Origin of the sequence: Antarctobacter aquimaris (assembly GCF_900184945.1) — a bacterium.
GTDB lineage: Bacteria > Pseudomonadota > Alphaproteobacteria > Rhodobacterales > Rhodobacteraceae > Maliponia > Maliponia aquimaris.
Window position 1 is genome coordinate 1 of the sequence record NZ_FXYF01000002.1, and the last position, 17,548, is coordinate 17,548.

Consider the following 17,548-nt stretch of genomic DNA (forward strand, 5'->3'; position numbering starts at 1 on the left):
AAAGACATTCTTCGCCAGATCGAGCCCGACCGTGATAATCTCCGACATGACCGCTCTCCTTTGTGGATCGTTGCAGACCCACCTTGGCACGTTGATGCCGTCGGGGGGCGGTCACATCATCAACGCCGGTCAGACCCCGGTTCTTCAGGCCCAGGGTCCGGATTTGGTGCGATCCCGTGTCCTGGGAACACGGCTGGGGGACAGGGGCTGGCGGCGCGCGCCCGAGGTGTGCCCGGCTTGCGATGCCATCGCGCGCAGCGCGGCCACCCGGTTTTCCGTCGCGGGGTGCGTCGCGAAAAGATTGTCGTGCTTGTGGGCGTGCAGCGGGTTGACGATGAACATGTGCGCCGTCGCCGGATTGCGTTCGGCCGCGTGGTTGTCGATCCGGGCCGCGCCCATGGCGATCTTTTCCAGGGCCGAGGCCAGCCAGAGCGGCTGCCCGCAGATCTCGGCACCGGCCTTGTCGGCGGCATATTCCCGCGTCCGGCTGATCGCCATCTGAACCAGCGCCGCCGCCATCGGGGCGAGGAACATCATCAGGAGTGTCCCGACCAGCCCCATCCGCTCGCGCGATCCGCCGAAGAACAGCGCAAAGTTGGCCAGCATCGAAATCGCACCGGCAAAGGTCGCGGTGACGGTCATGATCGCGGTGTCGTGGTTGCGGATATGGGCCAGTTCGTGGGCGATCACCCCGGCCAGCTCCTCGCGCGTCAGGCTGCGGACCAGGCCAGAGGTCACCGCGACGGCCGCGTTCGCAGGGTTGCGTCCGGTGGCAAAGGCATTGGGCTGCGGCGTGTCGATCAGGTAGACCGCCGGTTCGGGCAGGCCCGCGTTGCGGGCAAGTTCGGCGGTCAGGGCGTGCAGGCCGAGGCGGTCGCCGCGGATCACCGGCTGGGCGTTGTGCATCCGCAGCACCAGGCGGTCCGAGTTCCACCAGGTAAAGGCGTTCATCGCTGCCGCGACGACAAGCGCGAGCAGGGCGCCGCCGGATCCTCCGATCAGGTAGCCCACGCCCATGAAGAGCGCGGTCATCGCGGCCATCAGCATCGCTGTCTTCACATAGCCCATCCTGGTCTCCTGGTCGTCACGGTGGGGACGTGAGGGAATATGGGGAGGTTTCCGACCTGCACAAGCATGCGGTGCCGTGGCCACGGGCAAACCGGGCGTTCGGACACGGCTGTCCATGGCAGAGCCTTGCCCTGGCGGGGCGGACTCGACGGCACCTCGGGCATGCGGCCCGGTCGGTCGCGGGGGGTGGCAAAGGTGCTGTCGCCGGTCCGCCCGCTCCGATAAGCTGTTCTCGCTGGAGAGGGGTGCAGGCATGGAACTGATCGCAAGAGCAACGGCACTGGTGGGCGGCACGGTCGCGTTCGTGCGGCGTATGAGTGCGCCGTCACACCAGGCCTTCGGCGCCGCGCCGGATATTCCCGAGGCGCGCAAGCAGGGCATCATGACCCTCAAGATGCCCGTTGCCGAAGGCTGGAAAAATGGCCGCCTGCCCATCTGCGCGCCCGGCCTGACGGTCAATGCCTTTGCCTCGGGCCTTGACCACCCGCGCTGGATCGAGGTGCTGCCGAACGGTGACGTGCTCGTGGCGGAATCGAAGGAGCAGGCCGGTCCGCCGAAGACCCTGATGGACCACGCCGCGCAGGCGACGATGCGGCGGGTCAAGGCGATCGGCAAGAGCGCAAACCGCGTGACCCTGTGGCGCGACGCCGATGGAGACGGCGTTGCCGAGATCCGCAAGGTCTTTGTCGAAAACCAGAATCAGCCGTTCGGCATGGCGCTGGTGGGAGAGCGCTTTTACCTGGGCAATACCGACGGCATCCGGGTCTTTGACTATGCGCCGGGCGACACCGCGCTGTCGGGTGCGGGGGAAAAGCTGGTGGACTTCAAACCGCACGGGCACTGGACGCGCAGCCTGCTTGCCTCTCCCGATGGCACGAAGATCTACGCCGGCGTCGGTTCGCTGTCCAACATTGGCGACCAGGGCATGGCGGTCGAGGAAGGGCGCGCCGCGATCTGGGAGCTGGATGTCGCCACCGGGCAGGCCCGCATCTTTGCCTCGGGCCTGCGCAATGCCGTCGGCATGGCCTGGGAGCCGGTGACCGGCAAGCTCTGGACCGTGGTCAACGAACGCGACGGCCTGGGCGACGAAACCCCGCCCGACTACCTGACCTCCGTTCAGGACGGCGGGTTCTACGGCTGGCCCTACTGCTACTGGGGCAAGACGGTGGACGACCGGGTGCCGCAGGATCCCGCAATGGTCGCGCGGGCGATCCGGCCGGATTTTGCCCTCGGTGGCCACACCGCCCCTCTGGGCCTGTGCTGGATGCCCGAGGGCACCCTGCCGGGCTTCGGCGCGGGCATGGTGATCGGCCAGCACGGGTCGTGGAACCGGTCGACGCTGAGCGGCTACAAGCTGATCTTCGTGCCGTTCCGTGACGGCGCGCCGAGCGGCCCGGCCCGGGACATCCTGACCGGCTTCCTTTCGGAGGACGAAAAACTGGCCTACGGGCGGCCCGTCGGTGTGGCCCTGGGACCTGACCGGAAGTCGCTGCTGATGGCGGATGACGTGGGCGACATCATCTGGCGCGTCACGGCGGCCTGACTGAGGCACGTCGTCTGCCAGATGGATAGAACTTACGCGTCCGGCATCATCCTTGGGCTTGGGAATGGCGAACATGGTGCCATCCGAAGGGCGTCACTCACGAAGTCCAGGCTCCAGCGCCGATTGGGAGCATCTGGCACCAGCATCGGCCTGCGCGTTCCCAATGTCAGTTTCCGGTCGCCCCGACGGCGCACCTGGAGCTTTTCTTCGCGGTAGAGGCGCCTGAGCTTCTTCAGGTTCATCACGATGCCTTCTCGTTCGAGCATGATGTGGAGGCGACGGTAGCCGAAGCGCCGCCGCTCTGCCTCGACGGCTTTCATCGCCGCCCGCGCCTCGGCGTCAACCCCAAATGTTCCACAAGGGCGGCCGCACTTTGGCGAGGCTCTTCTTCCTGCTGAACTGATGGAGCAGGCAGGCAATTTCAGCGCGAACCGACCCACCCGCGAGCCACCGATTGCTTTGCTATACAGGGGCGTGTTCGAGAGAACCGAGCCAAGTAGCCTACTATTTGCCTATTAGTGCCAAACTCCCCCAAGAGCCAACCTTGCGAGTAGGCTAGCAACGTATTGCTACTCTGAGGAATTTTTGGCTCCGGCGGTAGGGGCGGGTGCCAGCCAGCAAACACCTCTGAAATCAAAGGAAAATTTGCTTCGAGTCCGGACCGAATCCGGCGGTGTGTAAGCAGAAATGCCGTACCCTGTGCACGTCGTCAATCGGTGCACATGTCCGCAGCGTCGCGAATGGTGTGAATGCATGTCCTTTCGCCCGAGGAGGACCGCGATCTGCACATTTCTGGCGAACGAGGGGTGCGGCAACGCCGCAACGATCTGGGACACGACAGCAGACCCTCATGAGCCAGCGCTGCACAGGGATCCGCCGCGGCAGGATCGAAGGGGGCCGCCAGCGGATCACGGTCGCAAGCTCTGCCGTCGCGTGGCATTAGATTTGCTCGCGTCTAAGGCATCCTATTGTGCGATGTCGAATTTCAGTCGGGTTGCCCCTGCACCGATTTCCTTGAAGAGACCCCGCCCGGCGGCGCTCAGTGGGTTCGGTGTGCGCATCGTGCGCGTTCTGGAAAAGCGCGAATAGGACGCGATCTCCATATTCGCCGCTGATCGCATCTCCAACACCACGTAGGCTCTCATACGGCCGTATTCCTTCTTTCGCAGCCGCAGCGTGCTCCAACTGATCCGTGAGAAGCTTTTCAAGTCGCTCGGACGGCGTCATTTCGACATGACCCGAATCTCCAGAGAGGAGCGAACTGAACTGCCCGATTGCTTCTGGTGCCAAGCTTTCCCCATTATCTCGTAAATCTTCCGAATTCTCTTGAATACAACTTATCTCACCCAATTCAGAAATTTCGAGTATTCAGCTGAAAGCGTTGAAACCCATGGCCTTCGATCTGTCGATGCTTGCAAGTTTGGTGCCTCGATCTCGATGCCGGCGGTAGTCTGCAAAGAGGCCAGAAATATCCTTCTCGAGCAAGTCGACCGGGAGATACAGCGGGCGGACCATTAGTGCCGACCTCCTGCTTTTGCACGGCCATCATCGACAACCGGGTAGTACGGGCGCCCCCAGCCTTCGGCGGGGTTGTCCATCATCAGGTCCACGAAGACGGGGAGCAGGAATCCCAGGATCTCCGCTCCGTCCGAGACCTGGCCCCGGTTCACGCTGCCGTTCCAGGTGGCGCCGCCATGCATGATCTGGTTCCGCAGGACATAGAGCCGGTCGAAGACGCAGGTCAGCACGGCGGTCGTGTCGCGCCGCGTGACGGCGTCACCGAAGAATCGTGCCGAATGCTGAAACCGGGCTTCCCAGTCCTCGTGCCCGGCGATGCCGTTATGGTGTGACCAGAACGGATTGAAGACGTAGCGGTTCTGCATCTGGAGGCGGATCGGTCCCGAGAAGCGGGTCCAGATCGCGTTGTAGATGCGATGATTCGCATCGAGGCGGATCAGGCGGGCGAAGAAGCTCTCGAAGTCCTCCCGTGCGGCGCCGAAGGACCGTCCGCCTGCATCGCTCTCGTCGGCATAGGCGGCGTTGAAGGCGATCCAGAGAAAGATGAAGCGCGCATCAGCGTCTTCGGATTCCCTTTCCGCCCGGCCGATCCAGGATATCGCACGATGCACGCGAAGGCCCATATCCTGCTCGAAGCCGTCGCGAATGGCGCGTTGTTTCGACTTCAGATCGTCGAAAGACAGGTCTGGCATTGCTTCCTCCAATTCCACTGATCACGTCGAAACACGTCAATTTGGCAAATTTGCGGATAACCCCGGGTTTCTCACGGCAGTATTCCGAAGTCGCGCCGACCCGGGTGAACGAGGTCACGCAGCCCGGCGGGTTCGAGCACTTCGACCTCTTCACCCCATTGGTAGAGAAACCAGGCCATCTCGAGCCATCCGCATGCCTTGAAGCGCACGATCAGGCTGCCGTCGGGGAGCGTTTCCTGCTCCTGTTCCGGATGAAAGAGAAACTCCAACGCGGCCTGCGCCGCGCGCGGTGTGAATTTCCATGCGACCGGACCGATCTGAGCGGGATCGTGGTAGGAGCCGAAGGCTTCACTCGCATGGGCGTTGATGTCGAACGCGGGATCGAGCGCGATCCACTCGTCGGTGCTTTCCGCCGCGAGGATGCGGTCCATGCGAAAATGGCGGAAGGCGGTGTCCTCGGGCACGCGGGCAACGAGGTAGCTTCGGGGGCCGAGCAGAACACCCAAGGGCTCGACATCACGCTTGCGGACGTCGCCGCCCTGCGAACGGTAGCGCATTCGAAGGCGGTAAGGGCCGCGGAGCGCGTCGTAGACGGCGTCTGCCACCGCTGGATCAATTCGGCCTCGCGGACCAGGGCGCGCGACACGTCCCATCGATTGGAGTATCGCTTCGGCATCGGTCTCCGCCGCTCGGGCCCTGGCGCCGGGGACCCGCTGCAGGAGATCGTCGCGCAACCGCATGAGTGTCCGGGCATGGCGGTGACGATCGGCGTCCCGGGCCTCGCGGATGGCGAAGTCGAGCGCTTCGATACTATCATCGACGGGCGGCGACAGGGCCGCCGGGACCGGATCCGGCAATTTCCACGCCTTGCGGCGATCGGGCTTGGTCGGATTTTCGATGCCGGAAAACGTCTCCTCGAGTGCCACGGTCATTCTCTGCGCCGTGCGGTGCGGCACCTGGAACCGATCGCATATTTCCTCGAGCGTGACACCTCCATGTCGTGCATGCGCCATTTTGGCGAGTTCAATCAGATCCCGGGCTTTCGTGAATGACATCTTTGACCATGACCGTTTTTGACGTGCACCAGAGTTATGCTGAATACGGGGCCGAAAATCGAGCGAATCGTGTGTGAAATGGAGGCCCGGATTCCGTGCAATTGATTGAAGGCAAATTCCTGTTCTCTGCATCAGACCTGATGCGGTTCTCCGGCTGCACGCATGCGACGTTTCTCGATCTCGCCCGGCTCGAGGGGCATGGCCCGCAGCCGCGGGCGGACGACGAGGAGGCGAAGCTTCTGCAGGAGATGGGAGACGCGCACGAGGCGGCGCATCTCGAAGCCCTGAAGGCATTGGGACGGCACGTCGTGGAAGTGCCGCGCGAGGGTTTGTCGCTGGAGAGCGGGCTGGCGGAAACCAGGAAGGCGCTGGCCTCCGGAGCGGATGTCATTTTCCAGGCCGCGCTCCACGGCGGCTCATGGGGCGGGTGGTCCGACTTCCTCGAACGGGTAGAGCGGTCCTCGGACCTGGGAGACTGGAGCTACGAGGTCACCGACACGAAGCTCAAGCGAAAACCGGATCCGAAACATCTTCTCTAGCTGGTCCTCTACTCGGACTTGCTCGCCGACCTCCAAGGTGTCGCTCCCGACGCCGCTCATGTCGAGCTTGGCAACGGCGAACGGGCGAGTTTCAGGCTGGCCGACTATGCCGCATACGCCCGGCGCGCACGCCTGCGGCTGGAGGAGTTCGTCCGAACCCGGCCGGGAACGCGGCCCGAGAGATGCGCCGCCTGCACCCTCTGTCGGTGGCAGGACCACTGTCAGGCCGTCTGGGACGAGACCGACAGTCTCTACAACGTCGCAGGCATCAGCACCGGCCAGATCGCGAAGCTGGAAGCCGATGACGTCCGCACCATGGAGGCGCTGGCCTCGCGCGACGCCTCCGTGCGGCACATGGCGGCGGCGACGCTGGACAAGTTCGTCGCGCAGGCACGGCTCCAGCACGCCCGCAAGGAAGGCGCGCCTTCCTTCGAACTCAGGGCACCGTCGCCCGGCAAGGGGTTTGACCTTCTGCCGCAGCCGCAATCTGGCGACGTCTTCTACGATATCGAAGGCGACCCCTACTATGAGGGCGGGTTGGAATACCTCCACGGGCTCTGGGCCGATGACGCCTTCACCGGTTTCTGGGCCCACGATCACGTGCAGGAGGCGCGGGCGCTTGCGGATCTCTTCTCCTGGTTCCGGGAGCGCCTGGCAGCTTTCCCGCACGCCCGCATCTATCACTACGCCGCCTACGAGGTGACGGCGCTCAAGCGGCTGACGGCGAAATACGGGATCGGCGAGGCCTTTCTCGACCGACTGCTTAGGGAACACCGGTTCGTGGACCTCTACGCCGTGGTGCGCGGCGGACTGCTGGCTTCGGAGAAGAACTACTCGATAAAGTCGATGGAGGCCTTCTATCGGGGCAAGCGGGAGGGCGACGTCACAACTTCAGGCGGTTCGGTGGTGGCCTACGAGGAGTGGCGCCGGACAGGTGACGACGCGATCCTCGAAGAGATCCGCGCCTATAACGAGGTCGATTGTGTCTCGACCGAGGAACTGCGCGACTGGCTGGTCTCGATCCGGCCCGAGGGACCCTGGCCGGCGCTGGCCGCTGAGAGCGCCGGCGAGAAGGAGGCGGAGGCCGACGAGCGGACGGAGGCCCTCCGCGCGCAGCTGGCTGCGTCGGACCTGCCGGAGGACCGCCAGCAACTGCTCTTCGACCTGGCGCAATATCACTGGCGCGAGGACAAGCCCGTCTACTGGTCGATTCATGACAGCATCGCGAAGGAGGAGGACGAGCTTGTCGAGAGCGTCGACGCCGTGGGTGGGCTGGTTCGAGCGGGCGGAGCTTTGGCGATCAAGCAGTCTGTCGGTCAGCGGTTCACGTTCCCGCAGCAGGAGACGCGACTGAAGGAGGGTGCCCGGCCCGCGATCGGCTATGACGAAGACGGGTTCATCGCGACGGCGGCTCTGCATGACTTCGACGCCGCCGCAGGAACCCTAACGCTGAAGATAGGAAAGGCGAAGGCCGGCCTTTTGGGAGGTGTGACGGCGTTGCATCCGGAAACGCCCCTGAACACGAAGCCGATCCGGGACGCGATCAATGCGGTGATCGACGATCAATGCGGTCCCAAGGTGCTGCGGGCCGCCGACGCCCTTCTGACCCGCGCCACACCCGGTTTCCGGGGCGGGCCGCGCGCGGACGTCCTGAACGGCCGCGACCCGGTGGAGGGCACGATCGGTGCGGTGATGGACATGGACGGGACAGTCCTGCCCATCCAGGGGCCGCCCGGCACCGGCAAGACATACGTCACGGCCCGCGCCATCCTCGCCCTGGTCCGGGCGGGCAGGAAGGTGGCCGTGGCGTCGACCAGTCACGAGGCGGTCAAGAACGTCCTGATGGGTATCCTCGACGCACACGAGTGGGACGATCCGGACTTCACCATTGTGCACAAGCTGAGCGACGACACCTACACGGAAGACTGCCCGATCCAGCGAACGGACAAGAATGACGAGGACTTGTTCCGCGTGGCGGACGTGGTCGGCGGCACCGCCTGGCTGTTCTCGCGCGAGGGATTGCGGGGGCATTTCGACCACATCTTCGTGGATGAGGCGGGGCAGGTCGGGCTGGTCAACATGCTGGCCATGTCGACCTGCGCCGAGAATGTCGTCCTGGTCGGAGACCCGCGCCAGTTGCCTCAGGTGCAGCAGGGCGCGCATCCGGCCCCGGCCGACTTGTCCTGCCTCGACTGGATGCAGGGCGGCGATGCCGCGATCCGATCCGACAGGGGAATCTTCCTCCCCGTCACGCGGCGGATGCATCCGGACGTCTGCCGGTTCATCTCGAACCACGTCTACGAAGGACGGCTCGAGAGCCACACTGATACTGCGCGACAACGCTTAGATGGGGTGCCGGAATGGCCCGCCACGGGCGCACATCTGGTCCCTGTCGAACACGAGGGCAACTCGCAATCCGCGCCGGAGGAGGTGGCAGCGATCCGCGCCGCCGCGGCGGATCTGCTGACCGGCACCTGGACTGATCGGGAGGGCTACACCCGTCCGATGACCGAGGCCGATATCATCGTCGTTGCGTCCTACAACCTCCAGGTCAACGCCCTGCGCCGGGCCTTGCCGCCGGGGATCCGCGTCGGAACGGTCGACAAATTCCAGGGACAGGAGGCGCCGGTCTGCCTCGTCTCGATGACCGCCTCCTCCGGCGAGGAGATGCCGCGCGGCATGGAGTTTCTTCTGTCGCGGGAACGGATCAATGTCGCTGTCTCCCGTGCGAAGGGTCTGGCGCTGGTCTTCGTATCGCCGCGCCTGCTGGATACGACATGCACGAGCGTCGAGCAGATGGCTTTGGTGAACCTGCTCTGCGCGCTTGCTGAACAACAGACAACGCACATTCGAAACGAGACGGAGGAATGTCCATGACGCGGGTGAAATCTCTGGCCGAGCGACTGGCGACCATGCCGGGGGAAAAAAGATGGGAGATCGGACGAAGGGCGACGCAATGGGTCGAAGACGGCGGACCCGATGCCGAGCGTGGTGCCGAAGCCCTGGAAGATATCGCCTGTTTCGAACGTGAACTCTATGCCCAGCGACGTATCACCATCGGTGCGCTATCTTGGGAGCCGCATGAGGGACAGTGGCTGATGCGCGGTTTCGACGGTGACCATCAAGTCGCTGGCATCGAGTACACAGCCACTCATACGGCGAGCCGCAAGAAGGTGTTCCGTCTGACCGTTCTCGGCCAGCGCCACGCCGAGATGTTTCACCATGTGGATGAGGCGCGCGCCCACGCGGACGAACTCTACCGCGAAAGGACCACGTCGCGATGATCCATTTCCTCCACGCCTCGGACCTTCATCTTGGCAAGCCATTCGGCGGATTCCCCGAGGAGGTGCGGCACCGCCTTCGGCAGGCTCGCCAAGAGTCCATCGGGGCGCTTGCCAAGGCCGCGCGTGACGGGGGCGCGAGCCATGTCCTGCTAGCCGGCGACACCTTCGACGCCGAGACCCCGACCCGTGCCACGCTGCGGCAGGCAATGAATGCCATGGCAGGACATGACGACCTGACCTGGGTGCTGATGCCCGGCAATCACGATCACCTCAGCGCGGCAGAGATCTGGGGCACGCTGGAGCGGGAGCGACCAGACAACGTGACACTCGCACTCGCCCCCGAGCCTACAAGACTCGGGGACGGCGCGATACTTCTTCCCGCGCCCTGCACGACGCGCAATCCGGGCCGTGACCTGACAGAATGGATGGACGGCGCCGAGACCGGCGAGGCGATCCGGATCGGTCTTGGGCATGGCTCGATCCGCGATTTCCGATCGGTGGACGAGATGGGCGGCGAAGGTGGCGCCGTCATCGCACCCGACCGGGCCATGCGGGCGGGGCTCGATTACCTCGGGTTCGGCGACTGGCACGGCCGGATCGAGGTGGCGGCGAATACCTGGTATTCCGGCACGCCCGAGCCGGACAGCTTCAAGCCGCACCGGCCCGCCGGAGCCTTGCTGGTGTCGCTCGCCGCAGCCGGCGCGGCGCCCGAGGTGACGGAGGTGGAGACGGGACAGATCGACTGGACCCGGTTGATGCTCGATATTCTCGATACCGAAGACGCGACAGAGCGTCTGTCTGAAGCTCTACGGAATGCCCTTGTCGGTTCCGAAGTCCTCCGGGCCGAGCTGAAGGATCTCCTCCATCCGCATCCCCTGGTGCCGTGCGATCAGCGGGGCCCAGAACAGAGGATCTCCGATGTCTTCGAGCGGCTCCTGGAAAATCGGGGATCCCCAAAGGTCGTAGACTCGGTCGTCCCAGGCTTCCCGTTTGCGCTGACCCTCGGTGCTCTTGAGGTCCTTTTCGTCGTCGTTGCTCCACGTGCAGATGCTGAAGGGGTTCTGGTCGATCAGCTGCATGTCCATCAGCATCTCGCCAACCCCGCGCAGGACGCGCCCATGCTTGATGTATGTCGTGACCGTGATCCGGGCTTTCTCACCATCGAGGCGCTTCTTGTCGATCTCCTCGGAGCTCGCGCCGCTCGCCTTTGCGGCCGCGATATCCCTCTCGAGCTGAACCTGCGCAGCGTCCGCCTTTTCGATCAGCTCCATGACAGTGTATTTCTCACGATCTTTCTCGGACTTGCTATGGTTTGTCGGGAGCCGCCGGAAGTATTCGAGAGCATCGTTCACCTCGTCGACATGGATCTCATCGACCGGTTCATCACCGAGCACGGCGGGCCAGAAAGCGAGCGCCAGCCGGCGCTTGCTCTTGTGATCCTCGCAGAGGCGCTCCTCGACAGACGCGGTTTTCAGCTTCTCCGGGATGCCTTTGCGTTTCTGATGCTTGTTGAAGGGTGCCCTGTAGCCCCAGCTCAGCAGCTCGAAATAGAGTTCGATCGACTCGGTGACGGTTATCCCACGCTGCTTGTCGAGCGCCGCACGGGACTCTTCCGACAGCAGCTTCCGATCGACCAGAATGCAAGGCGGGCGCGCCGCGACACGTGCTTTCTGCCAAGTTTCCTCATCATAGCCGTGGGGAAGGTCGAACCCGGCCGGCACGATTGCCTGGGATAGGGATGTCGAATTCCTGAGAGACAACACGGCGGCCGAAGGTTCTTCCTCGGCGGCGTCGTCTTGCGGCTGATCCGACACGGTCGGTGCCTCGGCTGCAGCGGATGCTTTGGGAGCGTCGGCACGGTCGTCGGTTGCGAACGACGCCGGGGCAGGTGCAACAGGTGCGTCAATCACCGCGTCGCTCGCGAAGGCTGCCGGTGCAACGGTGATCTCTGCTGGGGCGGTTCGATCCTCGCGCGGGGTTATTCCGGCCGTTCTGACCGCACGGCGGAAGAACAGTGTCGGCTGTTCGTAGATCCCTTGCTGACGGCGGGAGCGCTCTTGGCTTTTGTCGAGCAGGACCTTGGTCGCCTCGTAGGCCAGCGCGCTCCAGTCCTCGTCGCGCTCGTCCAGTTCGAGGCCGAGGTGCGCGGCAACATGGTGCAACGGGCGCTGCGCGACCTGCCGGTCGCCGAGATAAATCGCTTGTCGCAAGGTCGTCTGCAGCGCCTCTTCACGCCGCAGATCCTGGGCGGCGGCCTCCGGACTGCGGGGAGCGGCCACGGCGCGCATACGCTCGAAGGCCTCGATCTCGAACCGAGCGAGGCTCTCCAGCATCCGGACCTGAATTTCGGGCGCAATCGCCATCATCGTCTCCGCGTCTGCGGCGAAGACCAGGTCACTCATCTCGGTGAGGCGGCGGGCCAGGATCTTCGCGTCGCGGAGGATTTGGTTGCGAAGGGAGAAGCGCAAAAAAAACTTTCTTGGGCCTCGTCATGTTTTCTTCTCCCGGCAGGTCGGGCCAGGGCGCGCCCCGGTCCCGTAGGGACCGGGGTAGGCGTCTGCGCCAGAAGTAGCCGGCGCGGCGGATTTCGAGGTGGGGCGGCAAGCTCCGATTCCGGGGCATGGACATGCCCTCCTGTGCACACGTTGTGCACCACCGTGTGCAGCAGACTGTGCACCTCGTCGTCGAGCTCCGATTCCGAGCCTCGAAAAACCAATGATTTCAGGGGGTAGCTGGTTTTTTGGCTCCGGCGGTAGGGATCGAACCTACGACCAATTGATTAACAGTCAACTGCTCTACCGCTGAGCTACGCCGGAACACGTGGCGTCTATAGCAACGTCGACTCCGGGCGTCCAGAGGGTTTTGTCACAATAATTCGCAGGCCCGCGATCATGCCCTAGCGGCGAGTGAAAACCGCGTCGACGCGCAGGGGGCCATCCGCAACGACGATGGATTTCTCCGCAAGATCAACGAGGTGCGCCAGGACATTCCGGGCCGCGGCGGGCAGGAGCGCCGTCGGGGTGTCGGTGTAGATGCGCTGTGCGAGCTGCGTGGCTGTCGCCGGGGCCTCGGCGAGCGCGGCGAGGATCGCCGCCTCGCGGCCGCGGCGGTGCGCCAGCAGTTCGGCCAAACGCGCCGTCGGGTCGGCGACGGGCGCACCGTGCCCGGCGTGGAACACCGACCAGTGCCGCGCCTGCAGGCGCTCGAGCGAGGCCATGAAGGCGGTCAGATCGCCATCCGGTGGAGAAACCAGCGAGCTGGCCCAGCCCATCACCAGGTCGCCGGTGAACAGCTTGTCGTCCCAGGCAAAGGCGAGGTGGTTGGCCATGTGGCCGGGCGTGTGCAAAGCCTCGAGCCGCCAACCGTCGCCCTCGACTGTCGCGCCGTCGGCCAACGCCGTGTCGGGCTGGAAATCCGGATCCACACCTTCGCCGCCGCCGACCAGCCCTTGGCGCGCCAGCCGCTCCATCACCGGGCGGCGCCCCGCCGTGGCGGGGCCGAAGCCGAGGACCGGCGCGCCTGTGGCCTGTGCCAGGCGCCGCGCCAAAGGGGCGTGATCGAGGTGGGCGTGGGTCACCAGGATATGCGTCACGCGCTGTCCGGGTCCGACCGCCGCCAGCACGGCCTCGAGATGTCCGGGATCGTCCGGGCCGGGGTCGATCACCGCAAGACCGCGCGTGCCGACGAGATAGGTGTTTGTGCCCCGAAAGGTCATGGCCGAGGGATTCGGCGCCAGCACCCGGCGCAGCCCGGGTCCGAGGTCCTCGGCCTGGCCTGGAAGCGGGCGGAAATCGGGCTGCGGGTCTTGCATCGTCGGGGTTCCTCTTGCAGATGGCGGGGCGGGGCGCCGCAATCAGGGGTAGCGCATGTTCTTCCAGTGGCTCAAACGATATATGCCGCGCACGCTGTTCGGCAGGGCGGCGCTGATCCTGGTGCTGCCGGTGGTGACGCTGCAACTGGTGGTGTCGGTGGTCTTTGTCCAGCGCCACTTCGAAGGCGTGACACAGCAGATGAGCGGCGAACTGGCCCGCGCGGTGAACCTGGCGGTGAGCGGCCTGCCGGACAGCAGCCTGTCCCCGGTGCTGGGCATCCGTCCGGTGGCGGTGCGGGACACGGACCTGCCGGCCGTGAATGAGCGGCGATGGTATGATTTCACCGGCATCGTGGTGATCCGGGAACTGGGCGCGAAGGTCGCGGGGCTGGAGCGTGTGGCGCTGCCGAATGACCGCGAGGTGGTGCTGTACCTGCGCCACGAGGGCAATCTGTACCGGGCGATCGTCGACCGGCGTCGCGCCTCGGCGACCAATGCGCACCAGCTGTTCGTCAACATGGTCTTCTTCGGCGCGCTGATGACGCTGATCGCCTTTCTCTACCTGCGCAACCAGCTGCGGCCGATCACCCGGCTGGCCGAGGCGGCCGAGGCCTTCGGCAAGGGCAACGTCGTGCCCTATTCGCCGTCCGGCGCCACCGAGGTGCGCGCGGCGGGGCAGGCCTTTCTCGACATGCGTGACCGGATCGAGCGGCACATCGAACAGCGCACCATGATGCTCTCCGGGGTCAGCCACGATCTGCGCACGCCGATCACCCGGCTGCGGCTGGGCCTGTCGCTGCTGGACGACGAGGATCGCGAACCGTTGGAGCGCGACGTGGAGGAGATGCAGCACCTGATCGACACCTTCCTGGATTTCGCCCGCGGCGATGCGGCGGACGCGCTGTCCGAGCCGACCGACCCCTTCGACCTGGTGCGCCGCATCGTCGAGGACGCGCAGCGCGGCGGGCAGTCGGTCGAACTGGGCGAGATGGCGGGCGAGGGGGGGACCGTCCTGCTGCGGCCCCGGGCCCTGCGCCGGGCGCTGGAGAACCTGGTGGCGAATGCCGGGCGTTACGCCGATCATTGCCGGGTGTCGGTGTCGCTGACCGCCAGCGCGCTGCGCCTGCGGGTCGAGGACGACGGGCCCGGCATCCCGCCCGAGAGCCGGGACAGCGCGCTGCGCCCCTTTGTGCGGCTGGATCCGGCGCGCAACCAGGACCGCGGGTCGGGGGTGGGCCTGGGACTGGCGATCGCCGCCGACATCGCCCGCGCCCATGGCGGCGTGCTGCGGATGGGCGAGAGCGACAGCCTGGGCGGGCTCCGGGCCGAGATCGTGATCGCGCTGTGAGAACGCCGGCCTGGCGCCGCTTTGCCTAAAATCCGCGGCAAGCGCCAAGGTTTCGCCCCTTGGCGGTCACCGGCCGGAAAGGCTTGTGCGGCAGTTTGTCGGTCAGCGTGTCGCCCGCGACGGGCCGGCGCCGCCAACCGATCGTGAAACCCAAGTCTCAAAGGGAGCCGTGCCATGGCCATCCTCAGCTTCGCCGCCGCCGCCTTCACCCTCGCCTCGCTGACCGCCACGGATGCGGAGGCGCCCAAACACCTTTATCTCGCGCAGGCGCAGCCCTACGTCGCGACGCAAGGCGCCGTCATGGGGCCGCAGGGCGACTACATGACCACGAAGGATGGCTGCACCTACCGCCGCACCCAGGCGCCCGGCTACCCGGTCCGCTGGATCATCGTTCTGAACCCGCACCACATCGGAAAGGGGTCTTCGCCGGGCAAGTGCAAGGGCATGCTGTAACCGCCGCGCGCGACGGTGAAAGGCCCTTCGAAGGGCCTTTCCAGCGCACAGGTCAACCCGCACACTGGCGGGGCTGTTTGCGCCACGCGGTCGGTGACATCCGGCTACCGCCACGCGCAACGGAAAAAGGCCCTTCGAAGGGCCTTTCCCGCCTCGTTCCACGCACGCGCATCGCGGCGCGGCCAGCGCCGGGCCTGGTCTAGAACCAGCCCTGCACGGTCCGCGCCCCGGCCGAAATATCCTGGCCGAGACCCTCGACCGTGCCACAGGATGCCAGTCCCGTGACCAGCAGGATCATGATTGCTGCTCTCATCTTTGCCTCTTGTCCGGTCTTGTTGCCGTTTCGGGAGGACCGTCTCAGTCCTCCCACCACCATACATCGGGATGCCACTCGATCCAATCGCCGTAGATCGGGAGATACTCTGGATACTTCAACTCCTTCGCATGGGCGATCAGGCTGACGGCGTAGCGGTCCTGCACCGGGATCACGTAGCGCCCGGTGGTCAGCACCCGGTCCAGCGCCCGTGTCGCGGCCAGGAACTCGTCGCGCGTCTGCGCGCCCAGCAGGGCGTCGATCATCGCCTCGGCGGCGGGGGACTTCATCCCCATCCAGTTGGCCGACCCCTCGGTCTCGGCGGCCTTGGCGCTCCAGTAATCGTATTGCTCGTTTCCCGGGCTCAGCGACAGCCCGCGGCGGTAGCTGGTCATGTCGAAGTCGAAGGTGTTGGTGCGCTCCTTGTACTGCGCCGGGTCGATCATCGTCACGCTGGCCTCGATCCCCATGCGGTCGAGCGACTGGATGAAGATCTCGGCCATCGACACGTTCTCGCCCTGGCCCTGTTGCAGCAGGATCTCGAAGCTGAAGGGTTCGCCCTCGGCGTTCTTCATCACGCCGTCCTGCACGGTCCAGCCGGCCTCGGCCATCAGGTCGATCGCCTTGGCCAGGTTGGCGCGGTTGCGCGCGGTGCCGTCGGAGACGGGCAGGCTGTAGGCCTCCAGCGCGCCGGGCAGCAGTTCGTCCTTGAAGGGCTCCAGCAGTTCCCGCACCTTGCCCTCGGCCGGACCGTCGCCCATGCCCAGCTGGGAATTGCCGTAATAGGAGGTGATGCGCGGCTGCGCGCCGCCGGTCAACGTGTCGTTGATGTATTCGAAGTTGAAGGCGTGCAGCATCGCCTCGCGCACGCGCCAGTCGGCGAACTCGGGCCTCCGGGTGTTCATGACAAAGCCGGAGATGCCGGTCGGCCGTGCGTGGCCGATCTCTGACTTGACGATCTCGCCGATCGAGACGGCCGGGAAATCGTACTGCGTCTTCCACTTCTCCGAATTGGTCTCGCGGATGGTGTTGACGATGCCGGCCTTGAACGCCTCGAACAGCGCGGTGTCGTCGGCAAAGAACTCCAGCCGGATGGTGTCGATGTTGTTGGTGCCGCGCCGGATCGGCACGTCCTTGCCCCAGTAGTCCGGATCGCGGCTCAGCTCGACGTAACGGCCCGCCTCGTACTTGGAAATGACATAGGGGGCGGTGGCGATCGGCACGATGTCGAGGCTGGAGTTCGCGAAATCGCGGCCCTCCCACTGTGCCTTTTTCAGGATCGGTCGCATGCCGACCAGCAGCGCCAGTTCCGGGTTGTCCTCGTTGAAGGTGAAGCGGATCGCGCGGTCGCCGGTCTGCTCCATCTTGGCGATCTTGCCCCAGAGGCTGAGGTAGCGGGGGTGCCCCTTGGTGCCCAGCGTCTCGTAGGTCCACATCACGTCCTCGACGGTGACCGGGCTGCCATCGGAAAACCGCGCCTCGGGGCGCAGCACGAATTCCGCCCATTCCCGATTCGGCCCGACCTCGATCGATTCGGCCAGCAGACCGTAGAGCGAGAAGGGTTCGTCCCAGCTGCGGCCCATCAATGTCTCGTACGCGAGGAAGCGCAGCTGCCAGGGCGAAGAGCCTTTGAGGATGTGCGGATTGAGGCTGTCGTAGCTGCCAAGCTCGCCGGTGACGACGATGCCGCCGGTGGGCGCGTCGCGATTGGCGTAAGGCAGCGACACAAAATCGGGTGGCAGTTGCGGGTCGCCGTACATAGCTATGCCATGCTGCGGCTCGGCGGCCAGGCTGCCGGCGGAGAGAATCGCGGCGGCCGCAATCAGCCTGGCCTTCCGATTCCGGAAAAAATTTATGCTCATTTTGACAACGATCCCCGTCTGCCCTTGTTTTCTTGGACCGGAGCGTATCGCTCCTTTTACGC

The 17,548-nt window shown here is 65.2% G+C and carries 14 protein-coding genes, 1 tRNA gene and 2 pseudogenes; 7 read left to right on the plus strand and 10 right to left on the minus strand.

The window, feature by feature from the left end; translation table 11 throughout:
* Positions 1-144: 144 nt before the first annotated feature.
* Positions 145-1,068: a zinc metalloprotease HtpX gene (htpX, locus tag MAA8898_RS02790; protein WP_094019474.1), complete on the minus strand. Its 924-nt coding sequence runs from the start codon at positions 1,066-1,068 to the stop codon at positions 145-147.
* A gap of 253 nt (positions 1,069-1,321) precedes the next feature.
* Here htpX and MAA8898_RS02795 point away from each other — a divergent pair, with 253 nt between their 5' ends.
* Positions 1,322-2,611, plus strand: coding sequence for a PQQ-dependent sugar dehydrogenase (locus tag MAA8898_RS02795; protein WP_094019475.1), 1,290 nt, complete (start codon positions 1,322-1,324; stop codon positions 2,609-2,611).
* A 92-nt stretch (positions 2,612-2,703) separates the two neighbouring features.
* Here the strand turns inward: MAA8898_RS02795 and MAA8898_RS02800 are convergent.
* The 4 genes and pseudogenes from MAA8898_RS02800 to MAA8898_RS02815 form a co-directional block, all read right to left on the minus strand.
* Positions 2,704-2,946: pseudogene (locus tag MAA8898_RS02800) on the minus strand (IS3 family transposase); the annotation flags it as partial.
* 630 nt (positions 2,947-3,576) lie between these two features.
* Positions 3,577-3,819 (minus strand): hypothetical protein, encoded by a 243-nt coding sequence (locus MAA8898_RS02805; protein WP_141194775.1) that lies wholly within the window; start codon positions 3,817-3,819, stop codon positions 3,577-3,579.
* Between the two features lie 306 nt (positions 3,820-4,125).
* Entirely contained in the window at positions 4,126-4,833 is a 708-nt protein-coding gene (locus MAA8898_RS02810; RefSeq protein WP_245853223.1) for a HEPN domain-containing protein, read from the minus strand.
* Between the two features lie 59 nt (positions 4,834-4,892).
* The gene (locus tag MAA8898_RS02815) at positions 4,893-5,876 is read right to left on the minus strand and encodes a helix-turn-helix transcriptional regulator (RefSeq protein ID WP_094019477.1); all 984 of its coding nucleotides are present in this window, start codon (positions 5,874-5,876) and stop codon (positions 4,893-4,895) included.
* Between the two features lie 95 nt (positions 5,877-5,971).
* Here MAA8898_RS02815 and MAA8898_RS26550 point away from each other — a divergent pair, with 95 nt between their 5' ends.
* From MAA8898_RS26550 to MAA8898_RS27250, 4 genes and pseudogenes are all read left to right on the plus strand, one after another.
* The gene (locus MAA8898_RS26550; protein ID WP_217900477.1) at positions 5,972-6,415 is read left to right on the plus strand and encodes a hypothetical protein; all 444 of its coding nucleotides are present in this window, start codon (positions 5,972-5,974) and stop codon (positions 6,413-6,415) included.
* Complete coding sequence (locus MAA8898_RS02820) at positions 6,416-9,292, plus strand: TM0106 family RecB-like putative nuclease (protein ID WP_281252845.1); 2,877 nt, start codon at positions 6,416-6,418, stop codon at positions 9,290-9,292.
* The gene (locus MAA8898_RS02825) at positions 9,289-9,699 is read left to right on the plus strand and encodes a hypothetical protein (RefSeq protein ID WP_094019478.1); all 411 of its coding nucleotides are present in this window, start codon (positions 9,289-9,291) and stop codon (positions 9,697-9,699) included. The genes MAA8898_RS02820 and MAA8898_RS02825 overlap by 4 nt, the downstream gene beginning before the upstream one ends.
* Positions 9,696-9,983 (plus strand): annotated as a pseudogene (locus MAA8898_RS27250) (metallophosphoesterase family protein); the annotation flags it as partial. The gene MAA8898_RS02825 and the pseudogene MAA8898_RS27250, both read left to right, overlap by 4 nt.
* A 522-nt stretch (positions 9,984-10,505) precedes the next feature.
* Here the strand turns inward: MAA8898_RS27250 and MAA8898_RS26650 are convergent.
* From MAA8898_RS26650 to MAA8898_RS02845, 3 genes are all read right to left on the minus strand, one after another.
* Positions 10,506-12,167, minus strand: a complete 1,662-nt coding sequence (locus MAA8898_RS26650; protein WP_094019479.1) for a site-specific integrase — start codon at positions 12,165-12,167, stop codon at positions 10,506-10,508.
* A 273-nt stretch (positions 12,168-12,440) separates the two neighbouring features.
* Positions 12,441-12,515: transfer RNA gene (locus MAA8898_RS02840), tRNA-Asn, on the minus strand.
* 80 nt (positions 12,516-12,595) lie between these two features.
* On the minus strand, positions 12,596-13,510 hold the full coding sequence (locus tag MAA8898_RS02845; RefSeq protein WP_094019480.1) for an MBL fold metallo-hydrolase: 915 nt from the start codon (positions 13,508-13,510) through the stop codon (positions 12,596-12,598).
* 55 nt (positions 13,511-13,565) lie between these two features.
* Between MAA8898_RS02845 and MAA8898_RS02850 the strand changes: the two genes are divergently transcribed.
* Together MAA8898_RS02850 and MAA8898_RS02855 are read left to right on the plus strand one after the other, a co-directional pair.
* The gene (locus MAA8898_RS02850) at positions 13,566-14,858 is read left to right on the plus strand and encodes an ATP-binding protein (RefSeq protein ID WP_094019481.1); all 1,293 of its coding nucleotides are present in this window, start codon (positions 13,566-13,568) and stop codon (positions 14,856-14,858) included.
* Between the two features lie 174 nt (positions 14,859-15,032).
* Entirely contained in the window at positions 15,033-15,311 is a 279-nt protein-coding gene (locus tag MAA8898_RS02855) for a hypothetical protein (RefSeq protein ID WP_094019482.1), read from the plus strand.
* A gap of 199 nt (positions 15,312-15,510) precedes the next feature.
* On the opposite strand, the gene MAA8898_RS02860 is transcribed toward MAA8898_RS02855, so the two are convergent.
* Entirely contained in the window at positions 15,511-15,624 is a 114-nt protein-coding gene (locus MAA8898_RS02860; RefSeq protein WP_094019483.1) for an entericidin EcnA/B family protein, read from the minus strand.
* Positions 15,625-15,668: 44 nt separating this feature from the next.
* Positions 15,669-17,486 (minus strand): extracellular solute-binding protein, encoded by a 1,818-nt coding sequence (locus MAA8898_RS02865; RefSeq protein WP_094019484.1) that lies wholly within the window; start codon positions 17,484-17,486, stop codon positions 15,669-15,671.
* Positions 17,487-17,548: the final 62 nt, after the last annotated feature.